Source organism: Rhodococcus sp. T9N, from assembly GCF_024436645.1.
Lineage (GTDB): Bacteria > Actinomycetota > Actinomycetes > Mycobacteriales > Mycobacteriaceae > Rhodococcus_F > Rhodococcus_F qingshengii.
In genome coordinates, this window is the sequence record NZ_JAMSKS010000004.1 from 237,975 (window position 1) to 254,224 (window position 16,250).

Sequence of the window (16,250 nt, forward strand, 5' to 3'; positions counted from 1 at the left end):
GGGACCGCGCCTGGATCGAACAGGACTTCCCCGCGAACATTCGGTATCGAAAAAACCCTAGTCGGCTCGCTTTCCCACGAGCCGACCAGGGTCAATTCTCCGACAAACTAGCTGACGGCCACGAAAGGCTCTCCCCCACCACGACGCATCGGGGTGTGCGGGATGCCGTCTTCGATGAACTCTTCGCCGTCAGCCTTGAATCCGTGCTTGGCGTACATCTCGACCAAGTAGGTCTGGGCGTTGATCCGACACGGCGCTTCGCCGACCTCGGCCAGTGCGGCCTGCAGGAGGCGGGTCGTGTGGCCCTGGCCGCGAGCCTGACGCGACGTGCACAGGCGTCCGATTCGGAAGCTCTTGTTTCCGTCGTCGTGCTCTTCGAGCAGCCGGAGCGTGCACACCACCTGGCCGTCCTGCTCGAGCCAGAAGTGGCGTGTTTCCGTCAGCAGGTCCCGCCCGTCCAACTCGGGATACGGGCAAGCCTGCTCGACGACAAAGACCTCCACTCGAAGCTTCAACAACTCGTAGAACGTCTTGTTGTCGAGATCGAGTGCCCATGAACGCTTCAAAGCTGCTGTTGCCGTCATGGGTTGGACTATCACACAGTCGCGGCGGTATCCGCGACCGGAGCCGATTCGGAAGCACCGGCGGAATCGAGCTCGAGAACCTTCGAGGACCAATCCCAGACCTGGTTGAACAGGCCTTCGTTGTCGGTGAGCTTGACGCCGATGGACGGAACCATCTCGCGGAGCTTGCCCTTCCAACCCTGGAACTCGGTCGGGAAGCAGCGCTCGAGTACGTCCAGCATCGCCGGGACGGCCGTGGACGCACCGGGCGAAGCACCGAGCAGGCCGGCGATGGAACCGTCCTCAGCGGCGACCACAGCGGTACCGAATTCGAGGACACCACCCTTGCCCTTGGCACGGCGGATCACCTGGACGCGCTGGCCCGCGGTGATGAGTTCCCAGTCCTGGGCCTGCGCCTTGGGCGCGAACTCACGCAGATCCCAGATGCGACCGGCTTCGTTCTTGGCAAGCTCGCTGACCAGGTACTTGACCAGGCCGAGCTCGCTGACACCGACACCGAGCATCGAGAGGATGTTGTTCGGCTTGACCGAGCCGGGCAGGTCCGTGACGCGACCCTGCTTGAGGAACTTCGGCGACCAACCAGCGTAGGGACCGAACAGCAGACCCGGCTTGTTGCCGATGACACGGGTGTCCAGGTGAGGCACCGACATGGGCGGGGCGCCGACGGCAGCCTTGCCGTAGACCTTGGCGCTGTGCTGGTCGATGAGTTCGGGGTTGGTGCATCGCAGGAAGGCACCGCTGACCGGGAAGCCACCGAAGCCCTTGGCTTCCTTGATGCCCGACTTCTGCAGCAGGTGCAGGGCGCCGCCACCGGCACCGACGAACACGAAGCGCGAGCGAACGGTGCGCTTTTCACCGGTGCGACGGTTGGTGACCTTGACGGTCCAGGACTTGTCCGAGTTCTGGGTCAGGTTGGTGACCTCGTGGCCGAAGTACATCTTGCCGCCGGTCTTGCCGATGTAGCCGATGAGCTGCTTGGTGAGCGCTCCGAAATCGACGTCGGTGCCGTCCTGGCTCCAGTTCAGGGCGATGGGATCGGAGAAGTCGCGTCCCTTGGCCATGAGCGGCAAACGCTTGCTGAACTCGGCCGGATCGTCGATGTACTCCATACCGCGGAAGAGCGTGTGGCCGGCAAGTGCGTCGTAACGAGCACGGAGGTACTTGGCGTTGGCCTCACCGTGAACGAAGCTCACGTGCGCGATGGGGTTGATGAATTCCTTGGGCTGTGTCAGGACGCCCTGCTCTACCGCGTGTGCCCAGAACTGGCGTGACACCTGGAACTGCTCGTTGACGTTGACGGCCTTCTTGATGTCGACCGTGCCGTCCGAGTTCTCAGGTGTGTAATTGAGCTCACACAGGGCTGAGTGACCGGTTCCCGCGTTGTTCCAGGGGTCGCTGCTCTCGGCTGCGACGGCATCGAGCCGCTCGAAGGTCGAGATCGACCAATCGGGCTGCAGCTGGCGCAGCAATGCACCCAGCGTGGCGCTCATGATGCCTGCGCCCACGAGCACTACATCCGTCTTCGTCTCTACCGCGTTCTGATTCGACACTGGAGAATCGACTTCCTTGTCATTAGCCGTGCGCGCATCCGCCTGCTGTGTTACGCCGAATAGGTTACCCGTGCGTACACGCGCGGTTCACCACCCCCAATTGTGCTCTACAACGCGCACTCGAAACGACGATTAGATTGTGATTTGTGACTACTTGGGTTCCAGACGTCCTCGGTGACGGATATCAGCAGCTGACGATCCCGCTCGGAACGGATCCGGACGGCGAAGGCGAGGTGGACGCAACACTGGTCCGCTACCAACCGCAGAAGGAGGCGGTGAAGACACACCGTGCCGTTTTGTACGTGCACGGCTTCACCGATTACTTCTTCCAGAAGCACCTCGCCGAGCACTTTGCCGAGCAGGGTTACGCCTTCTTCGCACTCGACCTGCGTAAGTGCGGCCGCTCCCTCAAACCGGGGCACACAGCTCATTACGTCTCCGACCTTGCGCTCTACGACGCCGAACTGAACGAAGCGCTGCGCATCGTCCGCAGCGAGACCGAGGGCAGCGAGGTGCTGCTCATGGCGCACTCCACCGGCGGTCTGATCGTTCCGCTCTGGCTGAACCGTTTGCAGCGCAAGCCCGGTGGCAGCGACGGCGCCGGAATCTGCGGGCTGGTACTCAACAGCCCCTGGTTCGACCTTCAGGGTCCCTCAGTGGTGCGCAACGTCGGTACTACGGCGATCGATGCGCTCGGACGGGTATCGGCGAAGACGGTGATCCCGGGAACTGGATTACCGACTTACGGTTCCAGTCTTCATGTTTCGGCCAACGGCGTCTGGGATTACAACCTCGCCTGGAAGCCACTGGCCGGCTGCCCCGTTACCTTCGGCTGGATGCGGGCCGTCCGAGCGGGTCACGCAAAACTTCACCGCGGCCTCGACATCGGAGTGCCCGCGCTGATTCTGCGCTCGAAGAAGTCACAGTTCGCGAAGGCGTACAACCCGAGCGTCGACCTCGCCGATTCCGTGCTCGACGTCAAGCAGATCGCACGTTGGGCCGGTTGCCTCGGCGATCGCACCACCATAGTCCCGATCGACGGCGCCCGTCACGACGTGTTCCTTTCGACCGAGAAGCCCTTGGCCACAGCCTTTTCCGAACTCGACCTGTGGTTGGAGTGGCTCGACGGCCACCTCACGCCGGCCGCAGAAAATTCGGCAAGCACAGCAAGCAACACACAGGAGATCGCGCAGTGACGCACTACGACCTTGCAATCATCGGCAGCGGATCCGGAAACTCGCTGCCCGACGAGCGGTTCGACGGCAAGAAGATCGCAATCCTCGAAGAGGGCACCTTCGGCGGAACGTGCCTCAATGTCGGGTGTATCCCGACCAAGATGTTCGTCTACGCCGCCGAGGTGGCACGCACCGTCACCACTGCCGAGAAGTACGGCGTCGACGCCACGCTCGACGGCGTTCGTTGGTCCGACATCGTCAAGCGCGTCTTCGGCCGCATCGATCCCATTTCTGCAGGTGGTGAGCGGTACCGCAGCGAAGACAGTCCCAACACCACCGTCTACCGCGGCCACGCCACGTTCACCGGCGACAAGACGATCGACACCGGAACCGGCGAGACGATCACCGCTGACCAGGTGGTCATCGCAGCCGGTTCGCGTCCGATCATCCCGGACGAGATCGCGTCGAGTGGTGTGAAGTACTACACCAACGAAGACATCATGCGACTGCCCGAACTTCCCGAGCACCTCGTGATCGTCGGCTCCGGATTCATCGCCACCGAGTTCGCACACGTGTTCTCCGCGTTGGGTTCTCGCGTGTCGATCATCGGTCGCAGCCAGCGACTGCTGCGGCACCTCGACGACGAGATCTCCGAGCGCTTCACCGAGTTGGCCGAACAGAAGTGGGACGTCCATCTGGGCTCCCCCCTCACGTCGGTACGCGGCGATGGCGACAACATCGCCGTCGAACTGGCAAATGGCACAGTCGTTTCCGGTGACGTTCTCCTCGTCGCGGTGGGTCGTCAGCCGAACGGTGACCTACTCGGTCTCGACAAGGCCGGCGTCGAACTCGACGACAAGGGCTCGATCGTGGTCGACGAATACCAACGCACCACCGCCGAGGGCGTCTTCGCACTCGGTGACGTCTCCTCGCCGTACCAGCTCAAGCACGTCGCCAACCATGAAGCGCGCGTTGTTCAGCACAACCTGCTCCAGGACGCGTGGAAGGACACGTCCGGGCTTCGCAGCACCGATCACCGCTTCGTACCGGCAGCCGTGTTCACCGACCCGCAGATCGCCGACGTCGGAATGACGGAGAAGCAGGCTCGCGACGCCGGGCTCGACATCACCGTCAAGGTGCAGGCTTACGGCGACGTCGCGTACGGCTGGGCGATGGAGGATCAGGAGGGCATCTGCAAGGTGATCGCCGAGCGCGGCACCGGACGCATCCTCGGCGCCCACGTCATGGGTACGCAGGCTCCGACCGTCATCCAGCCGCTCATTCAGGCGATGAGCTTCGGTTTGTCAGCTCAGGACATGGCGCGCGGCCAGTACTGGATCCACCCGGCCCTGGCCGAAGTGGTCGAGAACGCGCTGCTCGGCCTCGACATCTGAGCCCCGCAGCCCTTATGACGCCGAAAAAGCGGGCACTCCTCGCAATGGGAGTGCCCGCCTTTTCGTCGGTCAGAGTTTCACCAGGGGCTGGTACGCAGCACGATCTCGGTTGCGAGTTCGGCCGGTGCCGACTTGACGACGTCGTCGACACCCGGAAGTTCCGTCACGCGGAAGTCGGAGTACACGAAACGACCGCTGGCGTCGGCGATGGCCCGACCTCCACTGCCCACGACTACGGTGGTCGGAACCTCGACCGGCGGTACGCCGGCAATATCGCTGGCCGACGGATGTCCACGGTCCACGGCGATCAAACTCGCGAAGCGGCCGAACTGACGTGCAGCCAACAGCCACGCGAGATCGGCGCCCTCCCGGTGACCGACCAGGTTCACCCAGGCGATGTTCAACTCGTCCAGAAGTACCACTGCCGAGGTCTCGTCGAGATTCTCGATCGATTCCACCGCGACGGTCCGCAGATCCGAATGGTGCAGTCGCTCACACACATCGTCGTACAAGTCGACGGGGTCGCCCTTGCCGGGAAGCAGGAGTACCGCATGCTTGCTGACCGGCCCGTCGATCCGAACGGTGCACGAACCACTGCCCACCGCTACTCGAGTCAATTCCATGTCTGGAAACGGTACGCGATCCACACAGTGGAGGACCCTGGAGTCGACAGAAGTATGACCACTCATACATTCACGCGCCGCTACGAGCCCGAATTGTTCGCTCTTGGCCCCCTCCCTTCCGAGCGAAAGTGGCTTTCGGCGCATCTGAGGCGACGGGCGTACCGTTCGCTCGAAAGTGGGGGTGGGCCGAACTCCAGTGGGGCGCGGGTCTAGGTACCGGACGGTTTGGGGAGCCTCGTCATTCCGTAGACGTGATCAGCGCGCACCGTGAGGATCTGTCGACGCTCTGCCACCATCGCTTCGCGGTACTCCTCCCAATCGGGATGCTCCTGGCCGCTGATGTCCCGGTACAGCTCGACCAGGGCGTCCGACACTTCGTCGTGAGGATTGGCCGCTGCGGGTGTCACCACAGCAAGTCCTTCGATCACGGCGTAGCTCCAGAAGTCGGGCGCGCTGACGTGGAGGGAAACCCGCGGATCACGGATCGCATTTTTACTCTTGGCGCGATCGGCTGTGATGGACACGGAAGCCGTCTTCGACTCGTCATCCCAGCGGTAAATGATGTTGGACAACTGTGGGCGGCCGTCACGCTTGACGGTTGCCAACACACCTTGTTTTCCCTCGGCCACGAGTGCGAACAACGCGTCGTCGGTGTCTGTGTCATTGCTCATGTCTGCACCAACGACGCCGTGCGGCCGGTTTGTTCCGGAGGCAGTCCAGTTCGAAGATCGCGGACCGCAATCGCGCAATGTCTCTTCCCCCGATGGACGACAGCGGACAAAGATGGTCGACATGGCAACTTCTCGCGACATCCTCCGGCTGACTGCGTTCAGTTCGGATCCGGCCGGCGGTAATCCGGCCGGCGTAGTGCTCGACGCGCGCGGACTCGACGACTCCGAATTACAATCTGTTGCAGCCGAAATCGGGTATGCCGAGACGGCGTTCCTCATCGAACCGGTGCTCGGAGGCAACCCGCGCCACAGCCGGATCCGGTACTTCTCCCCTATCGCCGAAGTACCGTTCTGCGGTCATGCCACTATTGCGACGGCCATCGCTCTCACCGAGCGAGACGGTGAGGGAACCTTCACATTCGAAACACCGATCGGACCGGTATCCATCGACACGGCGACCGACGAGGACGGAAGGTCCACCGCGACCTTCACCAGCGTCGAACCGTCGGTCTCGCCGATCGATCACGCCGTGCTGACAGCGCTGCTCGGGCTCATCGGCGTCGATTCGTCTGCGCTCGACGCGCGGTATCCCGCAATGCTTTCGTACGCCGGCAACACTCACCCGATCGTCGTACTTCGTGATCAGTCGACATTCGACGAGTTCACCTTCGATCCATCCGCAATGCGAATTCTGATGGACGCGCAGGGGTGGGCCGGCACGGTGACGATCCTGCATCCCCTCGACGACAACACCTTCGAAGCCCGAAATCTGTTTCCGGTAGGAAACATCGTCGAGGATCCCGCAACCGGGTCCGCAGCGGCATCGACCGGCGGTTACCTGCGCAAACTCGAACCCGCGGCCACTCCGCGGCGGATCACCATCCACCAGGGCCGACACGTCGGGCGTCCCAGTGTGCTCGAAGTCGACATCCCAGTCGACGGCGGTATCTCGGTCACCGGCACCGCAGTGCCCGTCGTCGACGGGCAATAGTCAACCTCAGCGATGAGTTTCTCCCCGCCGGCGGGTCTATTCACCAGAGCGACGTCACAAGACCATCGCATCGAGCCGGGAGAACACCATGTCTGCAATCACGTCAACCGCACACAACCTCCACCTCACCAAGCCACGTGCCGTACTCGGCGCCACGGTAATTGCTCTCGTCGTCAATCTGATCCTGTGGTTGATCGGCCTCGCATTGGGCGGATCCTTCGAGATGACAGATCAGGGAAAGCCGGCGAGCGTCGCGCCTGGTGGGGTCATCACATTGACGGTGGTGCCACTGCTGGTCGGTTTGTCGCTCGCAATGTTGATCTCACTGAAGTGGGAGCCGATCATCCGCATCGCCCAGATCGTGGGTGCAGTCGTGGCGCTCGGCACCATCGCTTTGACCATTGCCGCGGACTTCGACGCCGCCAGCACGGTCACGCTCGCGCTGATGCACGTGGTTGTCGCCGCGAGCGTGGTCGTCGCGCTCGAGGCCGTACGTCGGTCTCCGTCGAACTAGACCGCGGTGGGCGGCGCGGAATACGTCTCGACGATCTCGGCTGCCACGTCACGCAACTTGGTGTTCGTGGTCTGAGACTGCCTGCGCAGCATGTGAAATGCGGTGTCGGCATCGATCCGATGGATGGCCATCAGCATGCCTTTGGCCTGTTCGATCGGCGCCCGAGTCTCGAGCGCGCGTTGCAAGGCGTCAGCTACCGCCTTGGCAGATTTGAAACGGGAGAAGTCTCCGATCGCGCGTGAGACTGTTGTCGTGAGAATCTCCATGACTTCCGCATCGACGCTGTCGAAGGCCGCTGGGGCACGTCCGTACAGGTTGAACGAACCGAGTCGCTGATCCGGCGTGAAGAGCGGCGCCGCGAGAAAGGACTTGATCCCTTCGTCCTTCGCGGCAGCCGCGAACCGCGGCCAGCGTTCTGCGCTGGTCTCGGCATCGACGACTACGGTTTCACCGGTTCGAGCCGCGTGCAGACATGGTCCGTCGCCGGCGTCGTATTGCTCGATGTCGACGCGCAGGGTCCGCGAATCGGTATGAACGGCGGTGTAGGTCTGCCCGGCAAGATCGATGGTGACGCCGATGCTGTCGGCGCCGTCGATGGCGTCGTTCGCGATTTCGACGGCGCGCTGGAGCAGAACCACGAGTTCGTCCTCGTCGCCGATACTTCCCCCGAGCGCTGCCAGCAACTCTCTGACTGCACGTGCCGTCAGCCGAGTTTCCGCAGCCTCGACGGCGACGTCAGCACCCGTTGCCGTCGCATCGTCCGGCAGTACCGACGGCACCGAATCCTCGGTTCTCGGGTCGAAGCCTCTGGGGTCGAAAGCGGTATCCACGACGAAGCATTCTTCCAGCTTCACGAGCACCAAGGAGAGTGAGTTCGGTGACAGAACCCGGCAAACCGCCGAGTCGTCATCGCCATCGATCGAGTGCGACACCGAGATTCCGCCTCGCCCGAGTGTGCTGGCCACGAACCGCGTCCGGACTCAGTTCCAGGACAACAGCGATCTGTGGATACGTCATGCCCTCCACTTCTCGCAAGACCCAGGCAGCACGCTGACGCAGTGGCAGGCGATCGAGTTCGGATTCCAGGGCGTCGAGAAATGCTGTGCCGCAGACTTCTTCGCTCGGATCACGCAAACGGGGATCAGCTTCTTCCCGGAGTTCGTCCATATCGGCGGCGCAGGAGCCGACTTTTCGATAGAAATCCGAGATCTTGCGAGAACAGATCGCGAACAACCAGGTCTTGGTGCTCGAGCGCCGCTGAAACCCCGGAAGTTGGCGCCACGCAGCGACGCAGGTTTCCTGGACGATGTCGTCGACGTCACTCTCGCTCGCGAGCAGTCGACGGGCAAATCGATACAAGTGCGGGCCGTATCGGCGGACGATGACGTCGAAGGCCGCGTGATCGCCGAGCATTGCCGAGTCGACCAGCACCTCGTCACTGAAGTCGGTCAGCAAGCCGTCGAATTGATCTGTCACCGCGCACACTCCTACTAGGGAGCCGTCGCGGGAGTGAGGCCTGGCTATTCTACCGCGTCCACGTCGACACCCGCAGGAGCGCTCTCAGGCTTCGAGTGCGGAAGCAATGACGGGGAGCCCGATAGGCGCCCCACCGTTGATCAGTTTCTCGAGTAGATCCTGATCGAGGTGCTGCTCGACGAGATCAGCGAGAAGGTCGAGTTGTTGTTCTCGCACCGCGGCAACCGCGGTGTCGGGTGCAGCAACAAAACCGGGAACCGCGAGCTCACGCAGCAGGCTGCGCCGAAAGTCGTCACTTTCCAGGAGACCGTGCCAGTGTGTCCCTCGAACAGGCCCTCGCACACTGCCTTCCGGCATACCGCTCGAGTCCGCCAGCAATGGGTGGTCCCCGTTGCGCACGACGCGTCCGTGATGAATCTCGTACCCGGACACCGAGATACCGTCTGCCGTACCGGTCATCTGCGCCAGCACCTTGTCCGGAGCGAACTCGACATCGAGGTCCAGCAGACCCAGTCCCGCGGTGGTCCCTGATCCTGATTCGACGTCGTCGACGATGGAATTACCCAGCATCTGGTAACCGCCGCAGATTCCCAGGACTGCTTGCCCGCGACCTGCTCGCGCGACGATCTCGTCGGCCAGGCCGGTACTTCGCAACCACTCGAGGTCACTCACGGTGGACTTACTACCGGGGATCACCACGAGGTCCGCGTCGCGAATTCGCGACGGATCGGTCACCCACGAAACTGCCACGCCCGGTTCACATGCCAGTGCCTCGACGTCCGTGGAGTTGGAGATGCGCGGGAGCCGAACCGCAGCAACGGTGAGCCAGGCCGAACCGACGGGTGGGCCCGGGCGCCCTACCGGGGCATTGCCGGTGACGCCAAGCGAATCCTCGGCGTCGAGCCAAAGATCGTCGGCAAACGGGATCACTCCGAGAGTGGGTCGACCGGTGAGGCTGCGCAGTTGTTCCAGTCCGGGTTCCAACAGTGCAACGTCACCGCGGAATTTGTTGATCACAAATCCCGCGATCAATGCCTGGTCGCTCGGCGAGAGCACAGCAACGGTCCCGAACAGATGGGCCAGGACGCCGCCGCGATCGATGTCACCGACGACGACGACCGGAATCCGCGCAGCCTCAGCCAATCCCATGTTGGCAAGATCCGTTGCGCGCAAGTTGATTTCGGCCGGTGAACCGGCGCCTTCACAGATCACGACGTCGAACTCGGATCGAAGCGATTCGAGATCTTCGGCCACGACGGCGCGAAGCCACTGCCGATGCTGCATGTAGTCGCGAGCACCCACTGTGGTCATCGCCTTGCCCCGAACGACCAGTTGCGAAGTGCGGTCACTTCCAGGCTTGAGCAGCACGGGATTGAATCGAACACTCGGCTCCAGACCGCATGCCCGCGCCTGAAGTGCCTGCGCACGGCCGATCTCTCCGCCGTCCAGCGTGACCACGGAGTTGTTCGACATGTTCTGCGCCTTGAACGGCGCCACTCGGACGCCTCGACGCGCCAACATGCGACACAATCCGGCCACCAGAACGCTCTTGCCTGCGTCGGACGTTGTGCCGGCTACCAGCAGAGCGCCGCGCATCTCCGAACTCAAGGCAGGGTGAGAATCTCTGCACCGGTCTCGGTGACCACCAAGGTGTGCTCGAACTGCGCCGTCCACTTACGGTCCTTGGTGACGACGGTCCAGCCGTCCTCCCAGATCTCGTAGTCGATACCACCGAGGTTGATCATCGGTTCGATCGTGAAGACCATGCCCGGTTCGATGATCGTCTCGACCGCGGGCTCGTCGTAGTGCAGGATCACGAGGCCGTTGTGGAAGGTCTCGCCGATTCCGTGTCCGGTGAAGTCCCGGACGACGCCGTACCCGAACCGATGGGCGTAGGACTCGATGACACGTCCGATCACGTTGAGCGCGCGGCCGGGCTTGACGGCTTTGATGGCCCGCATCGTTGCCTCGTGTGTGCGCTCGACGAGCAAGCGGTTCTCTTCGGACACGTCACCGGCGAGGAATGTCGCATTGGTGTCGCCGTGTACCCCGTTGATGTACGCGGTGACGTCGATATTGACGATGTCGCCGTCCTGGATCACAGTCGAGTCGGGGATTCCGTGGCAGATCACCTCATTGAGAGACGTGCAGCACGACTTGGGAAAGCTCTTGTAGCCCAACGTCGACGGGTATGCACCGTGGTCGAGCATGAACTCGTGTGCGATGCGGTCGAGTTCGTCGGTCGTGACACCGGGAGCGACAGCCTTGCCGGCTTCCTGCAGCGCGCCTGCAGCGATCTTGCTGGCGATGCGCATCGCCTCGATCGTTTCCGGCGTCTGAACCCAGGGCTCGTTGCCCTCTTTGGCGGTCGGCTTCCACGCGTACTCGGGCCGCTCGATCTTCGAGGGCACAGCGAGGACGGGAGAGACGGTTCCAGGGACCAATGGGGTACGCACAGACATGCAGAACAGCCTAGACCTCGCGTCGCGCGTCAGCCGGATGCACTCCAGTTCCGGAAAACCGGGTCGACGAGAATTCTGACGGGGGTCGACATCGTCTGTCCGAATTCCTCGAAGAGCACGTCGCGAGATTCGAAGGTGCCCAGATCGCGGTCGACGAATTCGGAGAAGTCCAAGCAATCACACGAAACAGACTTGCCCCAACTGATCGGAGCGCGTCCGATCGCGTCGAACAGTGTCTCCTCGCCGGTATTCGTGAACGGTTCGAGCGCTGAGACCACCGCAGGTGAAACGATCTCGGAGATGTCCGGCCAGCGTCCGTCGACCAGAAATTCCGGCCACGCCAGCAGCACTGACTTCGGAATCACCGCATGTAGACGCCGAAATCTCGGGTACCAGAATTCCCCGCGTAGTACGAGACCGCGTACTCGGGTGGCGATACCTCGGCGGCGAGCCAACGCTTCGACGATAGCCAGTCTCTGACTGCAGGATCCGCGCTCTCGACTCAATGTCACCGAGACGGGTTGCCGGTCGTCGAGGCCGTACACCGGCCGAATATTTGCAACGACGCTGCGATGCGCCGACACCAGGAACTCCTGCGCCGACTGGATCGCACCTTCTGCAATGTCCTCGTAGAGGCGGGCCACGTCGTCGTGGCCCCAGTCGAGGATCGGAGTTGCGGCCACATCGCCACCCGACGCGTCGTGGCGGATGTCACCTTTGCGGATTCCACCGAGCAGTACGCACGTCATGTCTCAACCGTAGTGCGCGACCGGAATCGGTGGAGCCTGACAGAATCCCAACCGTGAAGAAATGGCTGTTGTTGATCACCGCGATCCTCACCGAGGTGTCTGCGACGCTGTCGTTGCGCGCCGCCCTCGATCACCCGGCTTGGTACATCGTGGTCGTCGGCGGATATCTCGCAGCATTCACCGCCTTGTCGTTCGTCCTGCGGGAGGGCATGGGACTCGGTGTTGCATACGGAATCTGGGGCGCAACCGGAGTTGTCCTGACCGCAGTATTCGCAACGGCCCTTTTCGGAGATCCTCTGACGGCCACCATGGGCGTCGGGATTGCACTGGTCATCGGCGGAGTGCTGTGCGTCGAACTCGGCTCCCAGGCTGCCGCCGACAGCGGGCCGGCGGACCCAGCATGACCTTCGTATTTCTGATCGCTGCAATTATTTCCGAGGTCACCGCGACGTTGTCACTACGGATGGCGTCGCAGGACGGCAGCGACAAACGATGGCTCGCGGTTGTCACCGTGGGGTATCTCGCCGCGTTCGCCTTCCTGACCCTCGCGCTCGACGCGGGCCTCACCATCGGCGTCGCCTACGGAATCTGGACCGCATGTGGAGTGGCGTTGACGGCAATCGCATCCCGCATTCTCTTTCGCGAACCGCTGACCAGGCTCATGATGGTCGGGATCGGCCTCATCGCGGCAGGCGTGCTTCTCATCGAACTCGGTGCGAGTCACTGATCGCTGCACACATCAGTGTAAGGTTTACCTAACTTTGCTCTGGAGGTAGTCCACGGTGCTGATCCCTGCCCTTCGTGAAATCGCCGACGGTCCACAGCTGGACGACGATTCCCACTTACGGGAATCCGACCGCCACACTCCGATGGCGCGCGCTGTCCCGGCGCCGTTCCAACTCACGACGTACATCGTCGAGACCGACCACATCACCCGGTGGCCAGAGCACGCTCACGTCGAGCACGAACTGATCTGGTCCGACCGCGGTGTCGTCAACATGATCATCGACAATCAACTCTGGACCGTCACGCCCGGCGTCGGCCTGTGGATCCCCCGCGGGGTCCTCCACGAAGGTCAGGCAAATCCCCACGTCGCATTCCGCGCCACGCTCTTCACCCCCGAGCTGTGGACTCCCGCCTGGAACGAACCGTGCATCGTGACACTGAGTGAGGCAGCCCGGGCACTGCTGATACACCTCGCCCACACCGGAATGCCTGCAGAACAACGCCTTCGGGCACAGCAGGTTTGTGTCGATCTCCTCACCCCGGCATCGGCACCTCACTTCGACGTACCGATCCCCCGAGATCCGCGGCTACGGATGCTCGTCGACAAAGTGCTGTCGGATCCCGCCGACGATCGATCACTCGATCAGTGGGCTCACGTTCTCAATCTCAGCCGACGTACGGTCACCCGGATTTTTGCCGCGGAACTCGCCTTGAGCTTTGCGCAGTGGCGCACTCTGGTTCGTATGAGCACGGCCCTCGGCATGCTCGGAACCGGAATGAGTGTGAACGCCGTCAGCCGCCGTGTCGGTTACGGGACGTCGAGTTCCTTCATCGCCGCTTTTCGCAAGACGGTCGGCTACACCCCCGGCAATGCGCTCGCCGCTGTCAACTGACTCGAGCCTGACCTGTTGTCGACATCGGCTGGCCCCTTCGCTACACGCACGCGCCCTACATTCACTTAGGTAAGCCTGCTCTCACGTGCGTACTGCGCTGAGTCGTGCAAGCACTTCCCTGATCAATCCCGAGGAGTTTCGCGTGTTCAGATCTGCCCGTCAGAGAATTCGTCCCCAGCGGAGGCGACGAATCGTTGTTGCGCTCATGCTGGCGGCGGCACTGCCTCTGACCGCCTGCACACAGTCGTCATCGGACGCCCAGGAAAACAATTCATCGGCATCCGCCGTCGAGGACGGCGCCTATCCCGTGACGATCAAGCACGCTTTCGGCGGGACCACCATCGACAAGGAGCCGACACGGATCCTCACCCTCGATTCCGCAGCGGCAGACACGGTCATCGCCCTGGGTGTCACTCCGATCGCGATGCAGAAGGACTCTTGGGCCGGCGACGCCGACGGGTTCCTGCCGTGGACCCGCGCCGAACTCGAAAAGTCGGGCCAGACGCTGCCCACGCCTGCGCCGTACTACTCCGACAGCGGCGAGCTACTGTTCGAGCAGATTCTCAATGCCGCGCCTGATCTGATTCTTGCCCCGTACTCGGGCTTCTCCGAGCAGGATTACCAGCGCCTGAGCTCGATCGCCCCGACCCTCCCGTACGACACCAAGCCGTATCAGCCCAGCTCGTGGCAAAACCTCGCCACCGATGTCGGCAAGGCACTCGGGCGTCCCGCTCAGACCGCGGCGCTGATCAAGTCGGTTGAGGAATCGGTCCAGGAATCGAAGGCGAGTCATCCCGAATTCAACGGAGTCACTTTCGCCTTCGGTTCCTACATCCGTGAAGGAGAAACCGAAACCGCCATCTACGGTCCGGACGATCCGCGCGTCAAGTTTGTCGAAAACCTCGGGCTCACAGTCGCTCCCGACGTGGTGAACGGCGCCAAGAACTTTGCCGGCGACTCGTTCCTTTTCGGCATCAGTATGGAAAAGCTCGACACGATCGACACCGACGTGTATCTCGGTTGGGCAAGCGATCAGTCGGAAGTCGACAGCACATTGGCCAACACTCTGTTCTCGCGGTGGCCGGTCATCGCCAACGGCAAGGACCTGTGGATCACCGACAATCGCCTGACTGCAGCGACAATGTACGTCAGCCTTCTGAGTGTTCCGTGGGCGACCGACGAACTCGTGCCACAGTTGACCGAACTGGTCGCAAAATAGCAGCCCGCTCGGTCTGATCAAGCAACTGAAGGCCACTCACCGCGAAGTGTCGCGAAAACCACGGTGTCGGTCCACTCGTTCTTGATCCACGCGTTCTGCCGAAAATGTCCCTCTCGCCTCATACCGATCCGCTGCGCGAGTCGCGCCGAGGATTCGTTTCTCGAATCCATTCGCGCGACCACGCGGCGCAATCGGGGTGTCGCGAACGCGAGGTCGATCAGAGCGGTCACTGCTTCCGTCGCGAATCCTCGGCCGCCGAACTCGGGCGAAAATGCCCACCCGAGTTCGGCGGTGTGCTCGACTTCGGCTGTGCAATCAGATTCTTCGACTCGCCAAGCACTCACGCTTCCGACAACCCGGCCCCCGTACTCGACAACAAGTGCCACCGCGCCCGATGCCAGGTCGCGGCGAGACATTCTGGTCTGCACGGCCTCTCGAGCCTCCGCGAGACTCCAGGGTTCGTTGAGCAAATACCGGCATACGTCGCTGCGCCCGTAGAAGGTGAGAAGATCCCGGTGATCGCCTGGGCGGTAGGTACGGAGCACCAGCCGGTCCGTCCGGATCACACCCGGTGCAGGCCTCATCGCCACACCTACGTCCGCCATATCCATGCCGTCACGGTAGGTTCTTTCGAATTCGTAGGCGAATGAATATCGCAATGCTGTGCAGCGCTCAATGTTTGATTTGCCCTCCGACGGGCTACTTCACCACCGTAAAAGGTCGGGACAGGGAAATATGCCAGGCTATTTCGCGCTTGAAATCTAGGGGCGGTCATGTCCGAGGATTCACTGGTAAAGCAGGGTGTGGCAAAAGGAAGCGCGCTGGGCGGAGCCGTTCTCCTCATCACAGTCGGCGTGCTCGAAATCCTCCAAGGCATCTCGGCGATATCGGAGGACGACGTGACAGTCGTCGGCCCGGAATACACGTACCAATTCGACCTCACTTCGTGGGGATGGATCCACCTCGTACTCGGTGTGCTCGTCACCGCTGTCGGAATCATGCTCTTCACCGGCGCGACGTGGGCACGGGTAGGCGCGATAGTCATCTGTTCTCTGTCGATCCTCGCGAATTTCCTGTGGCTACCCCACTCGCCGTGGTGGTCGATCATCATCATCGCGCTCGACGTATTCGTCATCTGGGCCGTCGCGACCTGGAATCCCGAGGTCATCTGAGGTCACCCGCCGAATCATCTTCGCAGTTCAGCATTTCAACTGTGCGCCAGT

19 protein-coding genes are annotated in these 16,250 nt (G+C 62.3%); 9 read left to right on the top strand and 10 right to left on the bottom strand.

From position 1 onward, the window contains the following. Window positions 1-107: 107 nt before the first annotated feature. Together M1L53_RS09800 and mqo are read right to left on the bottom strand one after the other, a co-directional pair. Window positions 108-584 carry a GNAT family N-acetyltransferase gene (locus M1L53_RS09800; protein WP_003942808.1) on the bottom strand — a complete coding sequence of 159 codons (477 nt, stop codon included), beginning with the start codon at window positions 582-584 and terminating at the stop codon, window positions 108-110. Between the two features lie 11 nt (window positions 585-595). Beyond that, window positions 596-2,134, bottom strand: coding sequence for a malate dehydrogenase (quinone) (gene mqo, locus M1L53_RS09805; RefSeq protein ID WP_003942820.1), 1,539 nt, complete (start codon window positions 2,132-2,134; stop codon window positions 596-598). A gap of 146 nt (window positions 2,135-2,280) precedes the next feature. On the opposite strand from mqo, the gene M1L53_RS09810 reads away from it, so the two are divergent. Both M1L53_RS09810 and mtr read left to right on the top strand, forming a co-directional pair. Then, complete coding sequence (locus tag M1L53_RS09810; RefSeq protein ID WP_054188577.1) at window positions 2,281-3,330, top strand: alpha/beta hydrolase; 1,050 nt, start codon at window positions 2,281-2,283, stop codon at window positions 3,328-3,330. After that, complete coding sequence (gene mtr / locus M1L53_RS09815) at window positions 3,327-4,703, top strand: mycothione reductase (protein ID WP_042925811.1); 1,377 nt, start codon at window positions 3,327-3,329, stop codon at window positions 4,701-4,703. Before M1L53_RS09810 ends, mtr begins: the two co-directional genes overlap by 4 nt. Before the next feature lie 77 nt (window positions 4,704-4,780). Here the strand turns inward: mtr and M1L53_RS09820 are convergent, their stop codons facing one another. Together M1L53_RS09820 and M1L53_RS09825 are read right to left on the bottom strand one after the other, a co-directional pair. Continuing rightward, complete coding sequence (locus M1L53_RS09820) at window positions 4,781-5,326, bottom strand: alpha/beta fold hydrolase (RefSeq protein ID WP_003942671.1); 546 nt, start codon at window positions 5,324-5,326, stop codon at window positions 4,781-4,783. Window positions 5,327-5,535: 209 nt separating this feature from the next. After that, window positions 5,536-5,997, bottom strand: a complete 462-nt coding sequence (locus tag M1L53_RS09825) for a PPOX class F420-dependent oxidoreductase (protein ID WP_054188578.1) — start codon at window positions 5,995-5,997, stop codon at window positions 5,536-5,538. A gap of 121 nt (window positions 5,998-6,118) precedes the next feature. On the opposite strand from M1L53_RS09825, the gene M1L53_RS09830 reads away from it, so the two are divergent. Both M1L53_RS09830 and M1L53_RS09835 read left to right on the top strand, forming a co-directional pair. Continuing rightward, complete coding sequence (locus M1L53_RS09830) at window positions 6,119-6,988, top strand: PhzF family phenazine biosynthesis protein (protein WP_232319098.1); 870 nt, start codon at window positions 6,119-6,121, stop codon at window positions 6,986-6,988. An 88-nt stretch (window positions 6,989-7,076) separates the two neighbouring features. Then, window positions 7,077-7,502, top strand: a complete 426-nt coding sequence (locus M1L53_RS09835; RefSeq protein ID WP_054188580.1) for a DUF6069 family protein — start codon at window positions 7,077-7,079, stop codon at window positions 7,500-7,502. On the opposite strand, the gene M1L53_RS09840 is transcribed toward M1L53_RS09835, so the two are convergent. The 5 genes from M1L53_RS09840 to M1L53_RS09860 all read right to left on the bottom strand — a co-directional run bounded on the left by M1L53_RS09840 (window position 7,499) and on the right by M1L53_RS09860 (window position 12,189). Continuing rightward, window positions 7,499-8,332 carry a GAF and ANTAR domain-containing protein gene (locus M1L53_RS09840; protein ID WP_054188597.1) on the bottom strand — a complete coding sequence of 278 codons (834 nt, stop codon included), beginning with the start codon at window positions 8,330-8,332 and terminating at the stop codon, window positions 7,499-7,501. The genes M1L53_RS09835 and M1L53_RS09840 overlap by 4 nt on opposite strands. A gap of 76 nt (window positions 8,333-8,408) precedes the next feature. Beyond that, on the bottom strand, window positions 8,409-8,978 hold the full coding sequence (locus tag M1L53_RS09845; protein WP_007734974.1) for an RNA polymerase sigma factor: 570 nt from the start codon (window positions 8,976-8,978) through the stop codon (window positions 8,409-8,411). An 84-nt stretch (window positions 8,979-9,062) separates the two neighbouring features. Then, entirely contained in the window at window positions 9,063-10,574 is a 1,512-nt protein-coding gene (locus M1L53_RS09850) for a cobyric acid synthase (RefSeq protein WP_003942774.1), read from the bottom strand. A gap of 8 nt (window positions 10,575-10,582) precedes the next feature. Continuing rightward, entirely contained in the window at window positions 10,583-11,440 is an 858-nt protein-coding gene (map, locus tag M1L53_RS09855; protein WP_007734970.1) for a type I methionyl aminopeptidase, read from the bottom strand. 29 nt (window positions 11,441-11,469) lie between these two features. Further along, window positions 11,470-12,189 (bottom strand): hypothetical protein, encoded by a 720-nt coding sequence (locus M1L53_RS09860; protein WP_054187744.1) that lies wholly within the window; start codon window positions 12,187-12,189, stop codon window positions 11,470-11,472. Window positions 12,190-12,242: 53 nt separating this feature from the next. On the opposite strand from M1L53_RS09860, the gene M1L53_RS09865 reads away from it, so the two are divergent. The 4 genes from M1L53_RS09865 (at window position 12,243) to M1L53_RS09880 (ending at window position 15,027) form a co-directional block, all read left to right on the top strand. Continuing rightward, window positions 12,243-12,593, top strand: coding sequence for a multidrug efflux SMR transporter (locus M1L53_RS09865; protein WP_003942817.1), 351 nt, complete (start codon window positions 12,243-12,245; stop codon window positions 12,591-12,593). Continuing rightward, window positions 12,590-12,916 carry a multidrug efflux SMR transporter gene (locus M1L53_RS09870; RefSeq protein WP_003942819.1) on the top strand — a complete coding sequence of 109 codons (327 nt, stop codon included), beginning with the start codon at window positions 12,590-12,592 and terminating at the stop codon, window positions 12,914-12,916. The genes M1L53_RS09865 and M1L53_RS09870 overlap by 4 nt, the downstream gene beginning before the upstream one ends. Before the next feature lie 55 nt (window positions 12,917-12,971). Then, a complete protein-coding gene (locus tag M1L53_RS09875; protein WP_030535637.1) occupies window positions 12,972-13,808 on the top strand; it encodes an AraC family transcriptional regulator in 837 nt (278 codons plus the stop codon). A gap of 142 nt (window positions 13,809-13,950) precedes the next feature. Further along, entirely contained in the window at window positions 13,951-15,027 is a 1,077-nt protein-coding gene (locus tag M1L53_RS09880; RefSeq protein ID WP_223304443.1) for an iron-siderophore ABC transporter substrate-binding protein, read from the top strand. A gap of 17 nt (window positions 15,028-15,044) precedes the next feature. Here M1L53_RS09880 and M1L53_RS09885 read toward each other — a convergent pair whose 3' ends face one another. Next, window positions 15,045-15,638, bottom strand: coding sequence for a GNAT family N-acetyltransferase (locus M1L53_RS09885; RefSeq protein WP_050656477.1), 594 nt, complete (start codon window positions 15,636-15,638; stop codon window positions 15,045-15,047). A 162-nt stretch (window positions 15,639-15,800) separates the two neighbouring features. On the opposite strand from M1L53_RS09885, the gene M1L53_RS09890 reads away from it, so the two are divergent. After that, window positions 15,801-16,199 (top strand): hypothetical protein, encoded by a 399-nt coding sequence (locus tag M1L53_RS09890; protein ID WP_007734954.1) that lies wholly within the window; start codon window positions 15,801-15,803, stop codon window positions 16,197-16,199. Window positions 16,200-16,250 lie beyond the last annotated feature (51 nt).